Origin of the sequence: Halobacterium wangiae (genome assembly GCF_021249345.1) — an archaeon.
GTDB classification, from domain to species: Archaea; Halobacteriota; Halobacteria; order Halobacteriales; family Halobacteriaceae; genus Halobacterium; species Halobacterium wangiae.
This window is the reverse complement of sequence record NZ_CP089588.1, coordinates 482,583-502,653: the sequence shown is the minus strand read 5'-3', so window position 1 is coordinate 502,653 and position 20,071 is coordinate 482,583. Positions and strand designations below refer to the sequence as shown.

The window sequence follows — 20,071 nt, the reverse complement described above, 5'->3', positions numbered from 1 at the left end:
GGCCTACGTCGATTGCCGACCCGCGAAGTACCGGGGAACTCCGACGCAGTCGAGCGGAATTCTCACTTCGGGAAGCGGGGGCAGTCTGGTCGGCGGAGAAGCGCAGGGACGCGGAGGTGGAGGCGGAGAGAACTGGAGGCGAAGAGAATGGGAGACAGAGAACCGGGAGAACGCGAGTGCCTACAGCAGGCTCTCGATGTCGTCGGCGACTTCTTCGGGAGTGTCGCCGACGGGGACGCCAGCGTCGTTCAGCGCGTTGATCTTGGACTCCGCGGTGCCCGTCCCGCTACCGGAGACGATGGCGCCCGCGTGACCCATGCGCTTGCCCGGCGGCGCGGTGCGGCCCGCAATGAAGCCCGCGACCGGGGTGTCCATGTTCTGGGCGATGTAGTCGGCGGCCTCCTCCTCGTCCTCGCCGCCGATCTCGCCGCACATCACGACGGCGTGGGTGTCCGGGTCGGCCTCGAACAGTTCGAGGGCGTCGATGAAGTCCGTCCCGATGATGGGGTCGCCGCCGATGCCGATGGCGGTGGTCTGTCCGATACCCCGCGAGGTCAGCGAGTCGACGACCTGGTAGGTGAGGGTGCCCGAACGGGAGACCAGGCCGACGTTCCCGGACTCGAAGATGTTGCCGGGGAGGATGCCGAGTTTGGACTCGCCGGGCGTGATGATGCCCGGGCAGTTCGGCCCGAGGAGGCGGGTGTCGACCTCGCTCAGGCGCTTGTTCACCTTCGCCATGTCCTGCGTGGGGATGCCCTCCGTGATGGCGACCACGAGGTCGAGGTCAGTGTCGAGGCCCTCGAAGACAGCGTCCGCGGCGAACGCCGGCGGGACGAAGACGACCGACGCGTCGGCGTCCTCCGCCTCGACGGCGGCGTCGACGGTGTCGTAGACGGGGACACCCGCGACCTCCTGGCCGCCCTTGCCGGGGACGGCGCCCGCGACGACGTTCGTCCCGTACTCGATCATCTGTTCGGCGTGGAACTTGCCTTCCCCGCCCGTGATGCCCTGCACCACGACGCGGGTGTCGTCGTCGACTAGAATGCTCATTGTTCTGCCTCCGTGTCCGCGTACTCGACAGCGCGCTGCACAGCCCCTTCGAGGGTCTCCTCGACGGTGACGAGGTCCGCGTTCAGGATCTCGCGGCCCTCCGCGGCGTTCGTCCCAGCGAGTCGGACGACCACCGGCTTCGGAATCTCCTCGAACTGTTCGAGCGCGGCGTTGATGCCCTTCGCGACCTCGTCGCCGCGGGTGATCCCGCCGAAGATGTTGAAGACGACGGAGTCGACGTTCTCGTCGGAGAACACCATGTCCAGGGCGTTCGTCACGCGCTCGGCCTTCGCACCGCCGCCGATGTCGAGGAAGTTCGCGGGCTCCCCGCCGTAGTAGTCGACGAGGTCGAGCGTCGTCATCACGAGTCCGGCGCCGTTGCCGATGATGCCGACGTTGCCGTCGAGGCGCACGTAGTCGAAGCCGTACTCGTTGGCCTTGGCCTCGAGGTCGTCGCCGGCGGCCTCGTCCTCCATCTCCGCGAGGTCCGGGTGGCGGAACAGCGCGTCGTCGTCGACGTTCATCACGGCGTCCGCCGCGACGACGTCGCCGTCGCTGGTGACCATCAGCGGGTTGATCTCGATGTCGGAGCCGTCCTTCGCCTCGTAGAGGTCGTACAGCGTCGTGAGGATGCTCGCGACGTCGCCCGCGACGTCACGGGGGATGTCGGCCTCGTAGACGGCCTTGCGGGCCTGGTACGGGTGCATCCCGAACGCCGGGTCGATGTGCTCGCGTGCGATGGCGTCGGGGTCCTCCTCGGCGACCTCCTCGATGTTGACGCCGCCCTGCTCGGAGACCATGGCGACGGGTTCGCCCTCGCCGCGGTCCATCGTGACGCCGACGTACAGTTCGTTCGTGAAGTCGACGGCCTCCTCGACGAGGACCTTCCCGACCGTGTACCCCTTGAGGTCCATCCCGAGGATCGAGTCGGCGGCCTCCCGGGCCTCCTCGGCGTCGTCGACCAGCTTGATACCGCCGGCCTTCCCGCGGCCGCCGACGTGTACCTGCGCTTTCACCGCGACCGGGTAGCCGAGGTCGTCGGCGACCTCTACTACCTCGTCGGCAGACGTAGCGAGCGCCGACCCTGGGGTCGGGATGCCCGCGTCGGCGAAGACCTGCTTCGCCTGGTACTCGTGCAGTTTCATATTGGGCTCGCTACGTAGTTTCGGCGAGTCCCTGTTAGAAGTACCGAAACCGCGGGGGAACGCCACCATCTCGGCGTCGTCCGCTACCCGGTCGTGCGGGCGTCGACGGCGGCGTCGCTGGCGGCCCACGACCGGACTCGGGCCTACGCAGTCCCCTGGTATCGGTAGTACGAGTAGCCGGCGGAGACGACGACGGCGACGACAGGAGGCCCGACGATCAACGCGACGGCGTACTGTGGAACGAGCGCGCCGGCCGCGGCCACGACGCCGCCGACCTTGAACAGCTGTGCGACCAGCTGGTTCGTCTCCGTCCACACCTGCTCGTCCTCGAGCGTCCACGGCGTCCGCACTCCGACGAACCAGTTCTGTTCGGCGCGCTCCGTGACGTAGCCCGCGAGGACGTAGATGGCGCCGACGGCGGGCGCGAGACCCTGGAGGATACCGAACTCGTAGCCGAGGTTGACGAGCACGACGAGGCCGTGGACCCAGACGACGAGCGCGACGGTTGCGAGCGCCAGCGCGTCGTACGCGAACCGGAAGCTCTCGAAATCCTCGCGCGGGTCGATTCGTGGGATGGCGTAGAACAGGCCCAGCGTGCCGAGCGCGAGCACGGGCAGCAACGCGAGGCCGAGTTCGCGGGACATCGTGCCGTCGACGTCGCCGCTCGCGTTCCAGTGCGTCGCCATCTCTGCGGGCATCTCGGGATGGGCGAGGACGCTGACGACGGCGGCGATCGCGACCAGCACACCGCCGCCCAGGAGGAGGCGTCTGTCGGGGTCCATGCGCTGTAGCCTGCACTCCGGTGACATAAGCGCCACCGTCTCCGTGGCCCCGGGTACGTTTACGGTGCTGGCCGTGGCAGTACGCACCATGCACGCGGAGTTCGACTTCGACGGCGACGTGGTGCTGGTGACCGGTGCGTCGGGCACCCTCGGCAGCGCGGTATGTCGCGCCTTCGACGAGGCGGGCGCGACCGTCTGTGGGACCGACGTGGTTGAACCGGGCGAGGAGACCCAACTCGACCGCGGGGAGGTGCCGTTCTACCGCGGCGACCTCACCGACGACACGGCGGCCGAGCAAGTCGTCTCCGGCGTCGTGGACGCTCACGGCGGCCTCGACTGCCTCTGCAACGTCGCCGGGATGTGGAAGGGTGGGTCGCCCATCGAGGAGACCGACGCCGATGAGTTCGACCAGGTGTTCGACGTGAACCTGAAGACGATGTTCCTCGCGAGCAAGTACGCGCTCCCGCACCTCCAGGAGTCCTCGGGCGCTATCGTCTCCGTCTCCGCCAGGGCGTCCCTGGAGGGCGGCGAGGGCGACGGTCCGTACCGCGCGTCGAAGGCCGGCGTCCGCCTGCTGACGGAGACCATCGCCGAGGAGAACGCCGGCGAGGTGCGCGCGAACGCCGTCATGCCGTCGGTCATCGATACGCCCGCCAACCGCGAGATGATGCCCGACGCCGACCACGACTCGTGGGTCGACCCCGCGGACATCGCGCGCGTCGTGGTGACGCTGTGTTCGGACGCCGCGCCGCCGACCAGCGGCGCTGCCGTCCCGGTCTACGGCGAAGCGTGACACTCCGAACAGGCGTCGTCGACTCGACCGACGCGACAGGCCACTGATGAAACATCCCTGGAATCGTCGTCGAACGGACAGCAGGCGACCTGTAACCGCACTGGAGTCTATCGATTCGAACGGCTTTTGAACGGACTGGCCGGTACGAACTGGACACAATGGCAGAACGAGAGACCTGGGCGACTCGCCTCGGATTCATCCTCGCGGCCGTCGGCAGCGCCGTGGGCCTCGGGAACATCTGGCAGTTCCCGTTCAAGACGGCCACCACCGGCGGGTCCGCGTTCGTGTTCGTCTACCTCGTCGCCGCACTCGTCATCGGCCTCCCGGCCATCCTCGGCGAGTTCGTCGTCGGTCGGCGCGCGAACATCAACGCGATCGAGGCGTTCGACCGACTGAAACACCCCGCGTGGACCGTCGTCGGTGCGCTGGGCCTGCTCACCGGGCTGTGGATCCTCTCCTACTACAGCGTCGTCGGCGGGTGGGTGATCCGGTACATCGCCGGCAGCGCGACGGGCGCGTACTTCGCGGCGCCCGCCGACTACTTCGCCCGCGTGTCGATGGGGTGGGAGGCCATCGCCTTCCACGCCGCGTTCATGGCGCTCACCGCCTCCATCGTCGCGTTCGGCATCGAGGATGGCATCGAGAAGGCGACCAAACTGATGGTGCCGTCCATCGTCGTCATCCTCGTCGGCCTCGCCGCCTACGCGTTCACGCTCGACGGCGCGGCTGCCGCGTACAGCTACTACCTCTCGCCGGACTTCGACTACATCGCGGCCAACCTCGAGAGCATCGTCCCGTTCGCCGTCGGGCAGGCGTTCTTCTCGCTGTCGCTCGGGATGGGCGCGATGATCACGTACGCCTCCTACCTCGGCGAGGTCGACAGCCTCCCCGCCGACGGGAGCCTCATCGTCGTGCTGAACACGTTCGTCGGCCTGCTCGCGGGTCTCGTCGTCATCCCGCTGCTGTTCGTGCAGTTCGACGGCATCCCGGACACTGCGGCGGGCGGCGGCCCGGGCGCGCTGTTCGTCTCGGTCGCCTCGGCGCTGGCCGACCTCGGCGCCGCGGGGCAGGCCCTCGGCGTCGTCTTCTTCGGCGTCGTCCTCATCGCCGCGCTCTCCTCGGCCATCAGCTTGCTCGAGGTCGTCACCTCCTACCTCGTGGACAACTACGGCGCGAGTCGTCCCACCGTCGCCTTCGGTTTCGCCGGCGGCCTGTTCGCCGTCGGGAGCCTCTCCGCGTGGAACACCGCGTGGCTCGGCTGGTTCGACGACCTCGCGTACAGCGTGCTCCTCCCGCTGTCCGTGCTGCTGGGCGTCGTCTTCGTCGGCTGGGTGTACGGCCCCGAAGCCGTCGACGAACTGAAGAAGGGGACCGGCGGCGGCGAGACGTTCGCCACCGCGTGGCTCTGGTCCATCCGGACGTTCGTCCTCCTGGGCGTGTTCGTGACGCTGTACCTCGGCGTGAGTTCCATCTTCCCCGCGCCCGACATTCCGCTGCCGGCGATCTAGGAATCGTCACCGTCGTCCCGGATTGGCCGTGAACTCGACGGACCAGCGTCCCCGCTCGGGAGCGAAAGGACGTACTCTCGACAGATTGTGGAATCGTCGGTCAAAACCCTCAAATGGGGGTGGTCGCAACGCTACCCAATGACTCGCGAATCCTGGAAGACGCGGCTCGGGTTCATCCTCGCGGCCGTCGGGAGCGCCGTCGGCCTCGGGAACCTCTGGCGGTTCCCGTGGATGACCGGAGAGAACGGCGGTGCGGCGTTCCTCCTCGTCTACCTCGCCATCGTCCTGCTCGTCGGCGTGCCCGGCCTCCTCGGCGAACTCGTCGTCGGTCGCCGGGGGGAACGCAACCCGGTCGGTGCGCTCGGCGCACTCTCCGGGTCGAGACGCTGGAGCGGGTTCGGCTACCTCTTCGTCGTCACTGCAATCGCTCTCCTCTCGTTCTACAGCGTCGTCGGTGGGTGGATCCTCCGCTACGTCGTCGCTAGCTTCGGCGGCGCCTACTTCGGGAACCCCGCCACATACTTCGAGAGCGTCAACTTCGGGGTCGAGGCGGTGGGCTTCCACCTCCTCTTCCTCGGTCTCACCGCGTTCGTCGTCCTCCGCGGCGTCCAGCGCGGCATCGAGGTGGCGGCGAAGGTGATGGTCCCCGCGCTCGTCGTGTTGCTCGTCGGCCTCGCCGCGTGGGGCGTCAGCCTCGACGGGGCGGGCGAGGGGCTGGCGTTCTTCCTCTCGCCGGACCTCGGCTACCTGCAGGCGAACTTCCTCTCCATCCTCCCCGCCGCCGCCGGCCAGGCGCTGTTCACGCTGTCGCTGGGCGCGGGCACGATGCTCACCTACGCTTCCTACCTCGGCGAGGACCGCTCGCTCGCGACCGACGGTACCGCCATCGCGGGCTTCAACACGCTCGTCGGCCTGCTCGCGGGCTTCGTCGTCTTCCCCATCCTGTTCGCGCTCGGCGTCGGCGTGGGTGGGGGCGGTCCGGGCTCGCTGTTCGTCAGTCTCGCGGGCGCGTTCGCCGCGCTCCCGTACGGCCAGGTGGTCGGCGCCGTCTTCTTCGGCGCCGTCGTGCTCGCTGCGCTCTCCTCCTCGATTTCGATGCTCGAGATCCCCGTGTCGTTCCTCGTCGACGAGTACGGCGTGACGCGGCGGACCGCGACGGCAGGGCTCACCGCCCTCTTCGCGGTCACGGGCACCGTCTGCGCGCTCGACCCGGAGCTCTTCGACTTCGTCGCCAGCACGCTCGTCGACCTCCTGCTGACCGCCGGCCTCCTCGGCCTGCTGCTGTTCGTGGGGTGGGTGATGGGCGCCGACGCGCTCGACGAGTACCGCCGCGGCGCGGGCGCGTTCGCGAGCAGTCTCGGGACGCCGTGGCTGTACGCCGTCGGCGTCGTCATCCCGCTGTTCCTCACGTTCACGCTCGTCTCCGGCGTCGTCGCCGCACTCGGCGTCACCGTCGACCCGGTGTCGGTGCTGGGCGTGACCTTCGACCAGACACGCCTCCTCGGCGTCGCCAGCGCCGCTCTCGTGCTCGCGGCGTTCGCGGGACTCCGGTCCCCGCGGTCCGTGCTGTAGCCGGAGTTACGGGGCGCGCTGTACCCGTCTCGGAATCCTTTTGCCCTCGGTGCTGGAAGCATGGCACAATCAGATGACGATGGAAGAGCGCATCGAGGAACTGCGCGAGAAGACCGAGCGCGCACTCCTCGGCGGCGGCGAGGACCGCATCGAGTCCCAGCACGAGAAGGGGAAGATGACCGCCAGGGAGCGCATCGACTACTTCCTCGACGACGACACGTTCGAAGAGTTCGACCGCCTCCGCACCCACCGCAGCCACAACTTCGGGATGGAGGAGAGACAGCTCCCCGGCGACGGCGTCGTCACGGGATACGGCGAGGTCAACGGCCGCACCGTCTTCGTCTTCGCCCACGACTTCACCGTCTTCGGCGGCAGCCTCGGCGAGGTGTTCGCCGAGAAGGTGACGAAGGTGATGGACAAGGCGATGGAGGTCGGTGCGCCCGTCGTCGGCCTCAACGACTCCGCGGGCGCCCGCATCCAGGAGGGCGTCGACTCGCTGGGCGGCTACGCCGAGATCTTCACGCGCAACGAGAAGGCCTCCGGCGTCGTCCCCCAGATCTCGGCCATCATGGGGCCGTGCGCGGGCGGCGCGGTGTACTCCCCCGCCATCACGGACTTCGTTTTCATGGTGAAGGACACCAGCCACATGTTCATCACCGGGCCGGACGTCATCAAGACGGTCACCGGCGAGGAGGTCGGCTTCGAGGAGTTGGGCGGCGCGACCACCCACTCCTCGGAGTCCGGCGTCGCGCACTTCGCCTGCGACGACGAGGAGCAGGCCCTCGACGACATCCGCCGTCTGCTCTCGTACCTCCCACAGAACAACGTCGAGGACCCACCCAGAGTGGAGCCGTGGGACGACCCCGAGCGCCGCGACGAGGACCTGGAGTCCATCGTCCCGGACGAACCCCGCAAGCCCTACGACATGACCGACGTCATCGGGAGCGTCGCGGACGAGGGGTCGTTCTTCGAGGTCCACGAGAACTTCGCGAAGAACATCGTCGTCGGCTTCGCGCGCCTCGACGGCCGTTCGGTGGGCGTGGTCGCCAACCAGCCCCGCGTGAACGCGGGGACCCTCGACATCGAGGCCTCCGAGAAGGCCAGCCGGTTCGTCCGCCTCTGTGACTCGTTCAACGTGCCGATCCTGACGTTCGTCGACGTCCCCGGCTTCCTCCCCGGCACCGACCAGGAGCACGACGGCATCATCCGCCACGGCGCGAAACTCCTCTACGCGTTCTCCGAGGCGAGCGTCCCCCTGCTCACGGTCATCACGCGGAAGGCCTACGGCGGCGCCTACGACGTGATGTCGAGCAAGCACATCGGCGCGGACGTCAACTACGCGTGGCCGACCGCCGAGATCGCCGTGATGGGGCCGAAGGGGGCGGTGAACGTCCTCTACCGCGACGAACTCGAGGACGCCGAGGACCCGGAGGAACTCCGCGAGGAGCTCATCGACGAGTACCGCGAGGAGTTCGCCAACCCGTACACGGCCGCCGACCGCGGCTACGTCGACGCCGTCATCGAACCGACGGAGACTCGCCCGCGGCTCATCTCGGACCTGGAGATGCTGGCGAGCAAGCGCGAGGACACCCCCGAGAAGAAACACGGCAACATCCCGCTGTGATGGTCACCGACGACTCCGAGGTCGCAATTCCCGACGACGCCAGCGACGAGGAGGCGGCGGCCATCGCGGCCGCGGTCAGCGCCCACCTCGCGGCACTCGAAGCCGCGGCCGCCGAGGGCGACGAGGCGGCGACGTGGACCGGCCGGAAGTGGTCGTTCGCGGGCCGCATCGAGGCGCTCGACGGCGGTCCGGTGCGCGTGCCGGACGGCGCGCCCACCGACGCATGGAGCGCGGCGGGCCGCCGGGACCGGTTCTGAGTGCCCGAAGAGTTACGGGGCGTCCCGCCGTCGGATAGACGATGCGTTCAGAGGCAGCCACGCTCTCCGCGCACGGCGACGCGTACGAGGCCGAACTGACCGTCCCCGACGACCCGGACGGCCGCGGCATCGCTGTGATGCCGGGCGCCGGACACGGTCCCTGGGGCGGCATCTTCGACCGGCTCGCCGAAGCGGCCGCCGCCGACGGCAGCCACGTCTTCCGCTTCGAGAGCTGGACGCCCAGCGGCGTCTGGGAGAAGAGCCTCGACGACCTCCACGCGGAACTCGACGCCGCGGTTCGGGTGCTCCAGGACCGGGGCTGTACGGACCTCGCCGTGGTCGGGAAGAGCTTCGGCGCGGGCGTCATGCTGACCCACGTGCCCGACGCCGTCGACAGACTGGTGCTGTGGGCGCCCGCGGCCTTCGACTTTGGCGAGGAGTCACACATCGGGGGCGTGAGCGCCGCTCCCATCGAGGAACTCGACTCGCGACAGATCGGTCCCGGGACGCTCGCCGACGTCGACGCCGCCGCCCTCCTCATCCACGGCTCCGAGGACGCGGTGGTCCCCGTCGAGAACTCCCGGCGCGTCGTCGACGCGCTAGCTGACGCGGAACTGCTCGTCCGCGAGGGCGAGGACCACTCGTTCCGCGGGGTGGACCTGGAACGCGAGGTCGTCGACCAGACGCTCGCGTTCCTCCGCGACTGACCCTCCGCGGGCCGATCCTCAGCGTTCGGTCACGTCCGCGCGGACGTCCTCGGCGGGCGCGAACGGCGTCCCGAGGTCCGGGTCGACGTCGGGATTGCGGACGGAGACGTCGACGTTGCGGACGATGGTCGCGAGCGCGAGCCGGAGTTCGAGAGCCGCGAAGCGCATCCCGATGCAGTGTCGGGGGCCACCGCCGAACGGGAAGTACGCGTAGTCCGGTAGGTCGTCCTCCAGGTCGCCCGCCCAGCGTTCCGGACGGAACTCCTCGGGGGCCTCGAAGAACCGGGGGTCGGTCTGCACGGCGAACTGCGGGAGGACGACCATCGTCCCCTCCGGGACGTGGTAGCCGGCGAGTTCGACGTCCTCGCGGGGTTCGCGGAACAGCGCACCCGCCGGCGGTCGGAGTCGCAACACCTCTCTGGCGACCCAGTCCGTGTACGTCAGGTCGGGGAGGTCGGCGACGGCCGCGCGGTCGTCGTCGAGGACGTCGTCCACCTCCTGCCGTAGCCGGTCGTACGTCTCGGGGCGTCGCTCGAGGAGGACGAACGCCCACGTCAGTGCGAGCGCGGTCGTCTCGTGACCGGCGAACAGGAACGTCATCAACTGGTCGCGGATCTCCGTCTCCGAGGGTGTCGAGCCGTCCGGGTAGTCGGCGTCCAGGAGCAACGTCAGCAGGTCGTCGGGCGTGTCGTCACCCGACCCACCGCTGGCTCGCCGCTCGTCGACGAGGTTCCGCAGGGCGTCGTCGAAGTTCTCGAACGCCCGACGGTGGCGGCGACGGGAGGGGAGCGGGACCCAACCGGGGAGCTGAGATTCCAGCGAGCCGGCGCGCCCGATCTCACTCACGGCGTCCGCGAACTCCCGGACGACGGCGGCACGCTCGTCGAGGTCGACGTCGAAGAGCGTGCGAGCGAGGATGCGGAGCGTCAGGTCGGACGTCGCGGACTGGACGTCGACCTCGCCATCGCTGGCCCACTCTGCGGCCGCCTCTACGGCGTAGTCGGCCATCAGGTCGCCGTACCCCTCGACGCGCTCCCGATAGAACATCGGCTGGAGCATGGTGCGCTGGGCGCGCCACTGTTCGCCCTCCGTCAGGAGCACGCCTTCGGCCATGTAGTCGTCCAGGGACTCGCCGAGCAGGGCTGGTTTCTGGAAGGCGTCGGCTTCGTTCAGCAGGACGTCCTCGATGGCGTCGGGGTCGAGGACCGAACACATGTCGTAGCCCATCATCCGGTAGCCGACGACGCCGCCGTACTCGCGCAGGTCGTCGTAGAACGCGAACGGGTCGCGCCGGAACTCGAGGAAACTGCCGACGAACGGTAGTCCATCCGGTCCGGGCAGCGGTCGGGCGTCGGCGCTCTCGCTCATGTGGGAGGCTCCGTCGCCACGGATGATTGCGCTTGCCACGTCCATCCTAGCCCATTTATGTAGCCTGGCGTGGGTGTTGCCGGTATGAAGCACATGCGCGTCAGACTCGGGTTCCCCCGGCGGACGCGCCACCCGATGCACAACTTCCTCGTCGACCACCCCGAGATGCGTCGCCAGGAACTCTGGTCGTGGAGTTTCGTCGGCGAACTGCCGACGGTGCTGTTCCGCGCCGTGGGCGACGTCGACGCCTACCGCGAGCGCATCGCGGACGTCGACTCGGTGCAGGAGTTCGACCTCACGCCGGTCACGGACTCGACGTTCTACAGTTTCGTGTACGCGGAACCCTCCGAGAGCGAGTGGGAGTGGATGCTGGCGTTCTACCGGGCGAGCATCGTCGTGATGCCGCCCATCGTCTACACGGACGACGGCGAGGCCATCTTCGAGGTGCTCGGCGACCCCGCGGACCTCCGCGGGATGCTCGCTGAGTTCCCCGACCGCATCGACACCACCGTCGAACGGGTCGGCGAGTACGACCGCTTCCGGACGCCCGCGGCGCCGCTGACCGACCGCCAGCGGGAGGTCGTCGAGACGGCCACTGAACTCGGCTACTACGAGGTGCCGCGGGAGGCGACGCTAGACGACGTGGCAGCCGAACTCGACGTCGCCGCCTCGACCGTCTCGGACCACCTCCGGAAGGCCGAGGCCGAGGTGATGGGCGCACTGATGTAGGTTCGTCAACCGCCTCCGGGTGCAACGTGGACGATTCCGCGAAGCAGCAGTGGGTCGGAGGCGGATTCGAACCGACAGTATCAGTAGGCCGTCCCCAGAATCAAACTTCAAGAATGTTCGAGAAGGTACTCGTCGCCAACCGCGGCGAAATCGCGGTCCGAGTGATGCGGGCCTGCGAGGAACTCGGCATCGACACCGTCGCCGTCTACAGCGACGCCGACAAACACGCGGGACACGTCCGGTACGCCGACGAGGCGTACAACGTCGGACCCGCCCGCGCCGCCGACTCCTACCTCGACCACGAGGCCATCATCGACGCGGCCGAGCAGTCCGGCGCCGACGCCATCCACCCGGGCTACGGCTTCCTCGCGGAGAACGCGACGTTCGCGGGCAAGGTCGAGGATACGGAGGGCGTGACGTGGGTCGGCCCCGCCGCCGAGTCGATGGCCCAGCTGGGCGAGAAGACGTCAGCGCGGAAGACGATGCGAGAGGCCGACGTCCCCATCGTCCCCGGCACAACCGACCCCGCGGAGTCCGTCGAGGAGGTCCACGAGTTCGGCGAGGAGTACGGCTACCCCATCGCCATCAAGGCCGAGGGCGGCGGTGGCGGCCGCGGGATGAAGATCGTCGAGAGCGCCGAGGAAGCCGAGGAACAGCTCGAATCCGCGAAGCGCGAGGGCGAGGCGTACTTCGACAACGCGAACGTCTACCTCGAGCGCTACCTCGAGAACCCGCGCCACGTCGAGGTCCAGATCGTCGCAGACCACCACGGCAACGTCCGCCACCTCGGGGAGCGCGACTGTTCGCTGCAGCGCCGCCACCAGAAGGTCATCGAGGAGGGGCCGTCCCCGGCGCTCACGGACGACCTCCGCGAGGAGATCGGCGAGGCCGCGCGCCGCGGCGCGGACGTCGCGGGCTACTACAACGCGGGCACCTTCGAGTTCCTCGTCGAGGAGGACCTCGACCGGGAGGCCGGCGAACTGCTCGGCCCGGAGACGGACTTCTACTTCCTCGAGGTGAACACCCGCATCCAGGTCGAGCACACCGTCACGGAGGAACTGACGGGCATCGACATCGTGAAGTGGCAGCTGAAGATCGCCGCTGGCGAGGAACTCACGTTCGCCCAGGACGACGTCGACCTGCGGGGCCACGCGATGGAGTTCCGCATCAACGCGGAGAACGCGGCCGAGGACTTCGCGCCAGCGACCGGCGGCAGCCTCGATACGTACGACCCGCCGGGCGGCATCGGCGTCCGGGTCGACGACGCGCTGCGCCAGGACGACGACCTCGTCACGGACTACGACTCGATGGTCGCGAAACTCGTCGTCAGCGCGGGCGACCGCGAGGAGTGCATCGTGCGCTCCCAGCGCGCGCTCGCGGAGTACGACATCGAGGGCATCCCGACCATCGTCCCGTTCCACCGGCTGATGCTCACCGACGACGCGTTCGTCGCTGGCACGCACACGACGAAGTACCTCGACGAACAGCTCGACCCCGAGCGCATCGACGAGGCCCAGGAGCAGTGGGGCGGCGACACCACCAGCGCCGACGGCGACGAGGATGTCGTCGAACGCGACTTCACCGTCGAGGTCAACGGGAAGCGCTTCGAGGTCAACCTCGAGGAGCGCGGCGCTGCCAAACTGGCCACGAGCGGCGGGAGCGCGGGCGGCCAGCGCCCCGAGCGCGCGAGCGGTGACGACGACTCCGAGACGGTCGTCGAGGGCGACGGCGAGACCGTCGAGTCGGAGATGCAGGGCACCATCCTCTCCGTGGACGTCGCGGAGGGCGACGAGGTCGAACCCGGCGACGTGCTGGTGGTGCTGGAGGCGATGAAGATGGAGAACGACGTCGTCGCCTCCCACGGCGGCACCGTCACGCAGGTAGCGGTCGAGGAGGGGGACAGCGTCGACATGGGCGACGTGCTCGTCGTCATCGACTGACGCCGTCCGAATTTTTATGACAGCAGGCTCCCCTGTGTGGTACGATGCCACAAGAGGGGGTCGCCGTTCACGCGCCGACTGAGCCGCTGGAGGGTCCCGTCGACCCCCACACGCCCCCGTCGGACACCGCGGTGGTTATCCGCGTCCGGTGCCTCTCGACGCAGACAGCTACCGACGTCACCATGGACCCCGCCGACACAGCTACCCCGTGCAGAACCCCCCTCCACCCCGACTGTTCGACCGACTGCGCTCGTGAGTCCGCCGGTCCGGTCACAGGCTCTCCCCGGGCAGACGGACGGTGGTCGGCGTGAGACCGGAGTTCACGACCCTGGAGACGCCGCCCGGCCTCCACATCCTCGACCCCATCGAGAACGCGCAGTTCGAACTGTACACGGACCACGTCGTCGACCCGACGCCGGTGGACACCGACCGGTTCGTCTTCCCGGCCGACGAGGCGGTCAGCGTAACGACGGGCACGCTCGAGATCCCGCGACTCGTGGACGTCATCCTCCGGTCGGCCGACGGGACCCTCATCGGGGAGTCCGCGAACCAGCAACGAGCCGAGTACCCCTTGGACTGGTACTCGCTCAACTTCGACGTCGGCCCGATGAAACTCCAGGTTGTCGTCGAGTCCAGCGTGACGATCCGGCGCCTGGAGAACTCGACACACGTGGAGTTCGGCGAAGTGACGCCACTCGCGGTCGGCGTTCGCTCCCTCCACGAGTCGCCAGCAGGCACCATCACCGTCGGCGACAGCGTCGAGGACGCGATGCGCGCCATCTCCCTGAGCGGGTCGGCGCTGAAGACGACGTCCTGCGAGCGGTCGTTCCCGACGCTTCGGGGGCACCCGCCGCTCGTCGAGCGGGGCGACGGCTTCGACGCCCCGGACGCCCTCGTCGCACCCGACACCGACGTGACCATCGAGATTCCGCGCGACTACGCGGACCTCTACGTGGTGAGTTCGCTGGCGTACTACCTCGGCGCCGAGATCGTCCCGGGGGAGACGCGGACGCTCGTGGTCGACGGGTGGCGCTACGACCTCGACACGGAACGTGGCTTCGAGTCGGAGGTGAACACGCTGCTCAAGCACGTCTTCTTCCTCGACTGTGTGACCCGGACCGAGGGGTTCTACCCGGTCGACCTCCACGAGCGGAACGAAGTCGAGGACGACCTCCCGTTCGACCTCGCCGAACTGTACGAGGCCTCCCTCGCCGAACAGCTCCGGGCGTACCTCGAGGTGCCCTACGAGGTAACGGAACCGTACCGCCCGCGGTGGAAGCTGACGGCGGACATGGCTCCCGACCCCGCGAACGTCGAGTCGATCCCGTTCGTCACGAACGACCTCGCGGAGATACGGATCCCCGAGACGGGACCGGACCCCACCGTTCGCTCGGAGCCCGAGGAACTGACGTCGTTCTACCGGGCGAAGGACGCGAACGTCAGGAGCCAGTCGGGTGCGGTCACCGACGACTCCGGTATCGTGAAGCCGACGGAAACGACCGCCATCGAACACGCCTGGATCGCCGACGGCTACCCGCTCGGTGCGAGCAAGACGACCACGCCCTCGTACCGCCGCCGGCTCGAGCGGCCGGAACGCGACAGGGAGTCGATCAGCATCGAGATCGTCTGCAACGACTCCGAGATGAGCGAGGAGGACATCGTCGAGCAGTTCTACGGGGCGCGGGACCTCTTCGAGTTCGAGATCGCCGTCCACTACGAGCTCTCGAAGGCCGAACTCGCCGAACTGCTGCGGGCGGACGCGGACTTCCTCCACTACATCGGGCACGTCGACGACGGCGGGTTCCAGTGCAGTGACGGCCTGCTGGACGCCCACACACTGACGGAGGTCAACGTCGACGCGTTCCTCCTGAACGCCTGCCGCTCCTACGAACAGGGGAAGGCGCTCGTCGACCGGGGGAGTTTCGGCGGCATCGTCACGCTGACGAACATCAGCAACGACCCCGCGGTCAGGATCGGTCGCGCGCTCGCCCGCCTGCTGAACAACGGGTTCACGCTCCAGGCGGGGCTGTCGGTGGCCAGGAACGTCACGCTGTTCGGGAACCAGTACATCACCATCGGTGACGGGACCCTACAGCTGGTCCAGCACACGACCGGGACGCCGGTATCGACGGAGCTAGAGACGTTGTCGGATGGCTACGAACTCACCATCCACGGCTACCCGACGTCGCGGACCTCTATCGGGTCGTTGTTGACGCCGAACGTCCAGGAGAACACGCTACGCTACCTGAACTCCGGGCACATCGACACGTTCGAGGTCTCGGCGGCGGAGCTACGCGAGTTCTTCAACCGCGGCGTCGTGCCGGTGCTCCTCGACGACGAACTGGTCTGGAGCGACGAACTACTGGAGAACGAGCTGAACTAAGGACCGGAGATCGACGAGGTGTTGCTGGCAGCTGCGGCGCCCGTGGTCGAGAGGAAGACCATGAGGCTGAACAGGACGCCGATCATCCGCGGGTTGTCGGTCAGGAACTGCGTGAGCTTGCTGTCCGACATCGTTACGGCCCCGAGATGGAGGAGGTGTTGCTCGCGGCGGCAGCGCCGGTGGTCGAGAGGAAGACCATGAGGCTGAACAGGACGCCGATCATTCGCGGGTTGTCGGTCAGGAACTGCGTGAGCTTGCTGTCTGACATCGTCAACTGGATAGAGACCGGTCAATATATTGAATCTATTTGAAGATAACAGATAGAAAATATCCGTAAAATTCCCGAATCAAACGCCGAAATCAACTTCGGAGGTGCTCTACCCCCCGACGAGGGCATTGTGAACGGATTTCACCCTCGACAGGGAGGTTTTTGCCGACGCACGAGCAACCTCCGGGCGATGAACGAGACGCGTCGCGCCGTCCTCGCTGCCCTCGACGACGGTCCGGTCACCGGCCCGGCGCTCGCCGAGCGCCTCGAGGTCTCCCGCACGGCCGTCTGGAAGCACGTCGAAGCGCTCCGCGACGCCGGCTTCGTCGTCGACAGCGTCGCGGACGGCTACGTGCTCGCGGGCGTCCCTGAGTACGGCGCGGCGGCCGTCGAGTTCGGGCTCGACGCGCCCTTCGACGTCGAGTACCACGACGCCCTCCCGAGCACGAACGACCGGGCGCGCGAACTCGCCGCGGACGGCGCCAGCGACGTGGTCGTCCTGGCCGACCGCCAGACCGGCGGCAAGGGCCGGAGGGGTCGCGAGTGGTCCTCGCCCGCGGGCGGGGTCTGGACGAGCCTCCTCCTCCGCCCCGACGTACCGCCGGCCCGTGCACCGCTACTGACGCTCGCGGCGGCCGTCGCCGTCACCGACGCCGCACGGGAGGCCGGCGTCGACGCCGAGATAAAGTGGCCGAACGACGTCGTCGTCTCCGACGAGCGCGACAGTTCGGGTCGCGGCGGCGCGAAGCTCGCGGGCGTCCTCACGGAGATGGAGGGGGAGGCCAGCCGCGTGTCGTGGCTCGCGGTCGGCGTCGGGGTGAACGTCAACCTCGACCCCGGGGAACTCGACGGCGAAGCGACGAGCGTCCGGGCCGAGGTGGGTGACGTCCCCCGAAGAGTGTTCGTCCAGCGCCTGCTCGAGCGGTTCGCCGCACTCAGGGACGACCCCGACGACATCCTGACCGCGTGGCGCGAGCGCGCGGCGACCATCGGCCAGCGCGTCCGCGTCGAAACCGCGGACGGCGACGTCGTCGGCGACGCCGTCGACGTGACCGAACACGGTGCACTGGTCGTCGACACGGCGGACGGCGCGCAGGTCGTCCACGCCGGCGACTGCCAGCACCTCCGCTCGGCGTAGCGTTACTCCTCGCCGACGCGCACGGTCAACACCGGCACCGAGGAGGAGCGGACGACCTTCTCTGCGACGCTGCCGAGCAGGAGCCTGTCGATCCCGCCGCGGCCGTGGGTCCCCATCACCACGAGGTCACAGCCCTCGTCCTCCGCGTAGCGCACGATCTCGCGGCTCGGGTTGCCGTCGACCAGTGCGCGCTCGACGGTCACGCCGTGCTCGTCGGCGACGGCCTCGACGTCGTCGAGTGCGCTCGTGCCCTCTTCGTTCATCATCGCCGCCACGCTCTCCCAGGAGGAGTCCATCGGGAGGCCCGCGAAGTTCGCCGAGTTCACGACGTACAGCGCGTGTATCGTGGCGCCGTGTTCGGCGGCCAGTCCGACCCCGTGCTCGACGGCTCTCCGCGTCGCCTCGGAGCCGTCGGTCGGCACGAGGATGCGCTCGTAGCGACCCATGTGTGCTACGTGTTCACGCGGTGGGGGGTTAAGTGTTCATGGCAGCACGACGCGTTCCACGTCGCTCGAACCGGCGCGCCGCACCACCGCGCGGACCACGTCGCGGGCGCCGGCGAGGTTGTGCGAGTCGCCGTCGAGCACCAGCAGGCGGGCCTCCCGGCCGGCCTTGACGACGCCGTAGTTCCCGTCGACCACCGACGCGCCCGCCCGCGTCGCCATCTCCAGCACTTCGGGCGCCTCCACGTCGCAGCACTTCGCGACGAACTCCATCTCCCGGAACATCGACGGACTGTTCGTCATCACGTTGTCAGTGCCCAGCGCCACCGTCGTGCGGTCGAGCAGCTCGCGGACCGGCGGCAGGCCGACGTCCGTCACGAGGTTCGAGCGCGGGCAGACTGCCACGGGGATGCCGTTGTCCTCGACGCGGTCGAGGTGCAACTGTTCGGCGTGCACCATGTGGACGAGCATGTCCGGGTCGAGGTCCAGCGCGGGGTTGATGTCGGTGGCGTCCACCTCGCCCGCGTGGATGGCGAACGGTTTGCCAGCGGTCCGCGCGGCGTTGCGCTCGCGCCCGAACTCCCCGTCCGCCGCGCCGCTCGCGCCGTAGCCGTCCGCGGCGTCGACGACCGCCGGGTCGCCGCGACCGAACACGAACGGTTCGACGCCCACGCCCTTCGCCGCCTCGCGGATCGCGTGGACGCCCTCCAGACCACCCTCCCTGAACTCGAGGGTCGCCGCGGTACCCGTCTCCGCCATGAACTGGAGGCTCCGGCGCATCGCTTCGACGAGTTCCGAGCGGTCGGCCTCGCGGAGCAGCCGGTGTTTGAGGCCGTCCGGCGGCGCGACCAGTTCCTCCAGCGTGAGGCCGCGACCCGCCTCCTTCGCGATGGAGTCGCCGATGTGGGTGTGGGCGTTCACGAACGCCGGCAACACGATGTCCGTCGAGTCCGTTCGCTCCTCGTCGAGGCGGACGATCTCGCCGTCGTCGACGACGAGCGTCCCCTGTACTGGTTCGTAGTCCTCCCCCCAGAGGACCGTCCCAGAGAGTTCCATACGTGTCACTGTCGGGCCGCCACCGTGAAGCTTACTCGAACTCCTCCAGCGAGGCGTACCGACCGGGGGTGTTCACCTCGCTGATGAGCGCCCCGTCCGTCTTCAGGCCGAGGACGCGCTCGGCGGCCTGGCCGACGCTCTCGACGCTGTCGGCCGGCGCGTAGACGCCGAGTCGCCACTGCTCGCGCTGGGCGACCTGGAGGGCGCGCACGAGCGTCGACTGCTCGTCGAGACGGCGCACCTCCCCGTTGACGAGCACACCGGTCGTCGACTCCCGCATCGACGGCTGGCCCTGCACGTCGAGGACGACGTTCTCGGGAGCCACGCCGGCGTCGGCCGCGATGTCCGCCTCGAACGCCCGGACGTCGTCGTGGTCCGCACCGATGACGTCGGCGTCGACGTCGCCCATCTCCGCCCACACCGCGCGCTTGAACAGGTCGCGGTCGGCGAGCCTGCGGCCGAACTCGGCGGTCTCCGCGTGGGTCCGCAGCGCCACTGCGAGTTCGTAGTCGTCCATCCGGCGGAGTTCAGCGGCAGAAATCTCGCTGGTGTCCAGGAGCGTCTCGGTGGCCCGCCGGAGCATCGACTTGCTGATGCGCGCGACGTGGTGGCTGTAGACGGTGGGGTTCATCAGCGCGCGCGCCAGCAGCAGGCTCTCGGCGGTCTGGACGTTCCCCTCGTCGAGCACCAGGTCGCCGTCGATGAACGTCAGCTCTCGCACCAGCCGACCCGTGTCGATGGTGCCGTAGGGGACGCCGGTGTGGTGGGCGTCCCGCACGAGGTAGTCCATCCGGTCGACGTCGAGTTCGCCCGCGACGAGTTGCGCGAGTTCGCCCTCGCCACGCACGAGCGAGGCGATGTTCGCGGGGTCGAGCCCGTGGGACTCCAGCACCTCGGCGACCCGACCGTCGGTGAGCAGGTCGTCGACGTCGTCGTGGCGCTTGCCGGTGCGGCGTTCGAGGACGCCCTCGACGTTGTGGCTGTACGGGCTGTGACCGACGTCGTGCAGGATGGCCGCGGCGCGCACGCGTTCGGCCTGGACGCCGCCGATCTCGACGTGGTCGAGCGCGCGGTCGGCGAGGTGGTAGACGCCCAGGGAGTGCTCGAAGCGCGTGTGGTTCGCCGACGGGTAGACGAGGTGGACGGTGCCCAGCTGTTTGATGCGGCGGAGGCGCTGGACGGGCGGGGTGTCCACCAGGTCGGCGGCGACGCCCGTGACCTCGATGTGGTCGTGGACGCTGTCCTTGATGGTCGTCATTGGGGCGTGATTCGGCGTTCTCGGGTAAAAAACCGCGGCTCACTCCCGTG

19 protein-coding genes are annotated in these 20,071 nt (G+C 68.7%); 10 read left to right on the top strand and 9 right to left on the bottom strand.

The window, feature by feature from the left end:
• Positions 1-180: 180 nt before the first annotated feature.
• The 3 genes from sucD to LT965_RS02660 all read right to left on the bottom strand — a co-directional run bounded on the left by sucD (position 181) and on the right by LT965_RS02660 (position 2,977).
• Positions 181-1,050 carry a succinate--CoA ligase subunit alpha gene (sucD, locus tag LT965_RS02670; protein WP_232702472.1) on the bottom strand — a complete coding sequence of 290 codons (870 nt, stop codon included), beginning with the start codon at positions 1,048-1,050 and terminating at the stop codon, positions 181-183.
• Positions 1,047-2,264: an ADP-forming succinate--CoA ligase subunit beta gene (gene sucC / locus LT965_RS02665; RefSeq protein WP_269782722.1), complete on the bottom strand. Its 1,218-nt coding sequence runs from the start codon at positions 2,262-2,264 to the stop codon at positions 1,047-1,049. Before sucC ends, sucD begins: the two co-directional genes overlap by 4 nt.
• A 74-nt stretch (positions 2,265-2,338) precedes the next feature.
• Entirely contained in the window at positions 2,339-2,977 is a 639-nt protein-coding gene (locus tag LT965_RS02660; RefSeq protein ID WP_232702470.1) for an SdpI family protein, read from the bottom strand.
• An 88-nt stretch (positions 2,978-3,065) separates the two neighbouring features.
• Between LT965_RS02660 and LT965_RS02655 the strand changes: the two genes are divergently transcribed.
• From LT965_RS02655 to LT965_RS02630, 6 genes are all read left to right on the top strand, one after another.
• Complete coding sequence (locus LT965_RS02655) at positions 3,066-3,770, top strand: SDR family oxidoreductase (protein WP_232702469.1); 705 nt, start codon at positions 3,066-3,068, stop codon at positions 3,768-3,770.
• Positions 3,771-3,928: 158 nt separating this feature from the next.
• Positions 3,929-5,278 (top strand): sodium-dependent transporter, encoded by a 1,350-nt coding sequence (locus tag LT965_RS02650; protein ID WP_232702468.1) that lies wholly within the window; start codon positions 3,929-3,931, stop codon positions 5,276-5,278.
• Positions 5,279-5,416: 138 nt separating this feature from the next.
• Positions 5,417-6,850: a sodium-dependent transporter gene (locus tag LT965_RS02645; protein WP_232702467.1), complete on the top strand. Its 1,434-nt coding sequence runs from the start codon at positions 5,417-5,419 to the stop codon at positions 6,848-6,850.
• A 79-nt stretch (positions 6,851-6,929) separates the two neighbouring features.
• On the top strand, positions 6,930-8,474 hold the full coding sequence (locus LT965_RS02640) for an acyl-CoA carboxylase subunit beta (RefSeq protein WP_349292080.1): 1,545 nt from the start codon (positions 6,930-6,932) through the stop codon (positions 8,472-8,474).
• Positions 8,474-8,731, top strand: coding sequence for a DUF8022 family protein (locus LT965_RS02635; RefSeq protein ID WP_232702465.1), 258 nt, complete (start codon positions 8,474-8,476; stop codon positions 8,729-8,731). Before LT965_RS02640 ends, LT965_RS02635 begins: the two co-directional genes overlap by 1 nt.
• Positions 8,732-8,772: 41 nt before the next feature.
• A complete protein-coding gene (locus LT965_RS02630) occupies positions 8,773-9,438 on the top strand; it encodes an alpha/beta hydrolase (protein WP_232702464.1) in 666 nt (221 codons plus the stop codon).
• Between the two features lie 18 nt (positions 9,439-9,456).
• Here the strand turns inward: LT965_RS02630 and LT965_RS02625 are convergent, their stop codons facing one another.
• Positions 9,457-10,806, bottom strand: a complete 1,350-nt coding sequence (locus tag LT965_RS02625) for a cytochrome P450 (RefSeq protein ID WP_232702463.1) — start codon at positions 10,804-10,806, stop codon at positions 9,457-9,459.
• A gap of 84 nt (positions 10,807-10,890) precedes the next feature.
• Between LT965_RS02625 and LT965_RS02620 the strand changes: the two genes are divergently transcribed.
• From LT965_RS02620 to LT965_RS02610, 3 genes are all read left to right on the top strand, one after another.
• Entirely contained in the window at positions 10,891-11,535 is a 645-nt protein-coding gene (locus tag LT965_RS02620; RefSeq protein WP_232702462.1) for a helix-turn-helix domain-containing protein, read from the top strand.
• Positions 11,536-11,648: 113 nt separating this feature from the next.
• The gene (locus LT965_RS02615) at positions 11,649-13,475 is read left to right on the top strand and encodes an acetyl-CoA carboxylase biotin carboxylase subunit (RefSeq protein WP_232702461.1); all 1,827 of its coding nucleotides are present in this window, start codon (positions 11,649-11,651) and stop codon (positions 13,473-13,475) included.
• Positions 13,476-13,782: 307 nt separating this feature from the next.
• Entirely contained in the window at positions 13,783-15,858 is a 2,076-nt protein-coding gene (locus LT965_RS02610) for a hypothetical protein (protein WP_232702460.1), read from the top strand.
• Here the strand turns inward: LT965_RS02610 and LT965_RS16545 are convergent.
• Entirely contained in the window at positions 15,855-15,989 is a 135-nt protein-coding gene (locus LT965_RS16545) for a DUF7503 family protein (RefSeq protein ID WP_269782708.1), read from the bottom strand. The genes LT965_RS02610 and LT965_RS16545 overlap by 4 nt on opposite strands.
• Positions 15,990-15,991: 2 nt before the next feature.
• Complete coding sequence (locus tag LT965_RS16540; RefSeq protein WP_269782708.1) at positions 15,992-16,126, bottom strand: DUF7503 family protein; 135 nt, start codon at positions 16,124-16,126, stop codon at positions 15,992-15,994.
• A gap of 190 nt (positions 16,127-16,316) precedes the next feature.
• Between LT965_RS16540 and LT965_RS02605 the strand changes: the two genes are divergently transcribed.
• Positions 16,317-17,264, top strand: coding sequence for a biotin--[acetyl-CoA-carboxylase] ligase (locus LT965_RS02605; RefSeq protein ID WP_232702459.1), 948 nt, complete (start codon positions 16,317-16,319; stop codon positions 17,262-17,264).
• Between the two features lie 2 nt (positions 17,265-17,266).
• On the opposite strand, the gene LT965_RS02600 is transcribed toward LT965_RS02605, so the two are convergent.
• Genes LT965_RS02600 through LT965_RS02590 form a run of 3 tightly spaced genes read right to left on the bottom strand, consistent with a single transcriptional unit; the run spans position 17,267 to position 20,021 of the window.
• Positions 17,267-17,710 (bottom strand): universal stress protein, encoded by a 444-nt coding sequence (locus tag LT965_RS02600; RefSeq protein WP_232702458.1) that lies wholly within the window; start codon positions 17,708-17,710, stop codon positions 17,267-17,269.
• A gap of 36 nt (positions 17,711-17,746) precedes the next feature.
• Positions 17,747-18,763 carry an amidohydrolase family protein gene (locus LT965_RS02595; RefSeq protein ID WP_232702457.1) on the bottom strand — a complete coding sequence of 339 codons (1,017 nt, stop codon included), beginning with the start codon at positions 18,761-18,763 and terminating at the stop codon, positions 17,747-17,749.
• Positions 18,764-18,794: 31 nt separating this feature from the next.
• A complete protein-coding gene (locus LT965_RS02590) occupies positions 18,795-20,021 on the bottom strand; it encodes an HD domain-containing protein (protein WP_232702456.1) in 1,227 nt (408 codons plus the stop codon).
• Between the last annotated feature and the right edge of the window lie 50 nt (positions 20,022-20,071).

Bases quoted from the DNA above. Each gene is read 5' to 3' on its own strand.
- LT965_RS02620 (WP_232702462.1), top strand. From the start codon at position 10,891: ATGAAGCACATGCGCGTCAGACTCGGGTTCCCCCGGCGGACGCGCCAC.
- sucC (WP_269782722.1), bottom strand. From the start codon at position 2,264: ATGGTGGCGTTCCCCCGCGGTTTCGGTACTTCTAACAGGGACTCGCCG.
- LT965_RS02625 (WP_232702463.1), bottom strand. From the start codon at position 10,806: ATGAGCGAGAGCGCCGACGCCCGACCGCTGCCCGGACCGGATGGACTA.
- LT965_RS02640 (WP_349292080.1), top strand. From the start codon at position 6,930: ATGGAAGAGCGCATCGAGGAACTGCGCGAGAAGACCGAGCGCGCACTC.
- LT965_RS02615 (WP_232702461.1), top strand. From the start codon at position 11,649: ATGTTCGAGAAGGTACTCGTCGCCAACCGCGGCGAAATCGCGGTCCGA.
- sucD (WP_232702472.1), bottom strand. From the start codon at position 1,050: ATGAGCATTCTAGTCGACGACGACACCCGCGTCGTGGTGCAGGGCATC.
- LT965_RS02600 (WP_232702458.1), bottom strand. From the start codon at position 17,710: ATGGGTCGCTACGAGCGCATCCTCGTGCCGACCGACGGCTCCGAGGCG.
- LT965_RS02655 (WP_232702469.1), top strand. From the start codon at position 3,066: ATGCACGCGGAGTTCGACTTCGACGGCGACGTGGTGCTGGTGACCGGT.
- LT965_RS02660 (WP_232702470.1), bottom strand. From the start codon at position 2,977: ATGGACCCCGACAGACGCCTCCTCCTGGGCGGCGGTGTGCTGGTCGCG.
- LT965_RS02630 (WP_232702464.1), top strand. From the start codon at position 8,773: ATGCGTTCAGAGGCAGCCACGCTCTCCGCGCACGGCGACGCGTACGAG.
- LT965_RS16540 (WP_269782708.1), bottom strand. From the start codon at position 16,126: ATGTCAGACAGCAAGCTCACGCAGTTCCTGACCGACAACCCGCGAATG.
- LT965_RS02635 (WP_232702465.1), top strand. From the start codon at position 8,474: ATGGTCACCGACGACTCCGAGGTCGCAATTCCCGACGACGCCAGCGAC.
- LT965_RS02590 (WP_232702456.1), bottom strand. From the start codon at position 20,021: ATGACGACCATCAAGGACAGCGTCCACGACCACATCGAGGTCACGGGC.
- LT965_RS02605 (WP_232702459.1), top strand. From the start codon at position 16,317: ATGAACGAGACGCGTCGCGCCGTCCTCGCTGCCCTCGACGACGGTCCG.
- LT965_RS02595 (WP_232702457.1), bottom strand. From the start codon at position 18,763: ATGGAACTCTCTGGGACGGTCCTCTGGGGGGAGGACTACGAACCAGTA.
- LT965_RS02650 (WP_232702468.1), top strand. From the start codon at position 3,929: ATGGCAGAACGAGAGACCTGGGCGACTCGCCTCGGATTCATCCTCGCG.
- LT965_RS16545 (WP_269782708.1), bottom strand. From the start codon at position 15,989: ATGTCGGACAGCAAGCTCACGCAGTTCCTGACCGACAACCCGCGGATG.
- LT965_RS02645 (WP_232702467.1), top strand. From the start codon at position 5,417: ATGACTCGCGAATCCTGGAAGACGCGGCTCGGGTTCATCCTCGCGGCC.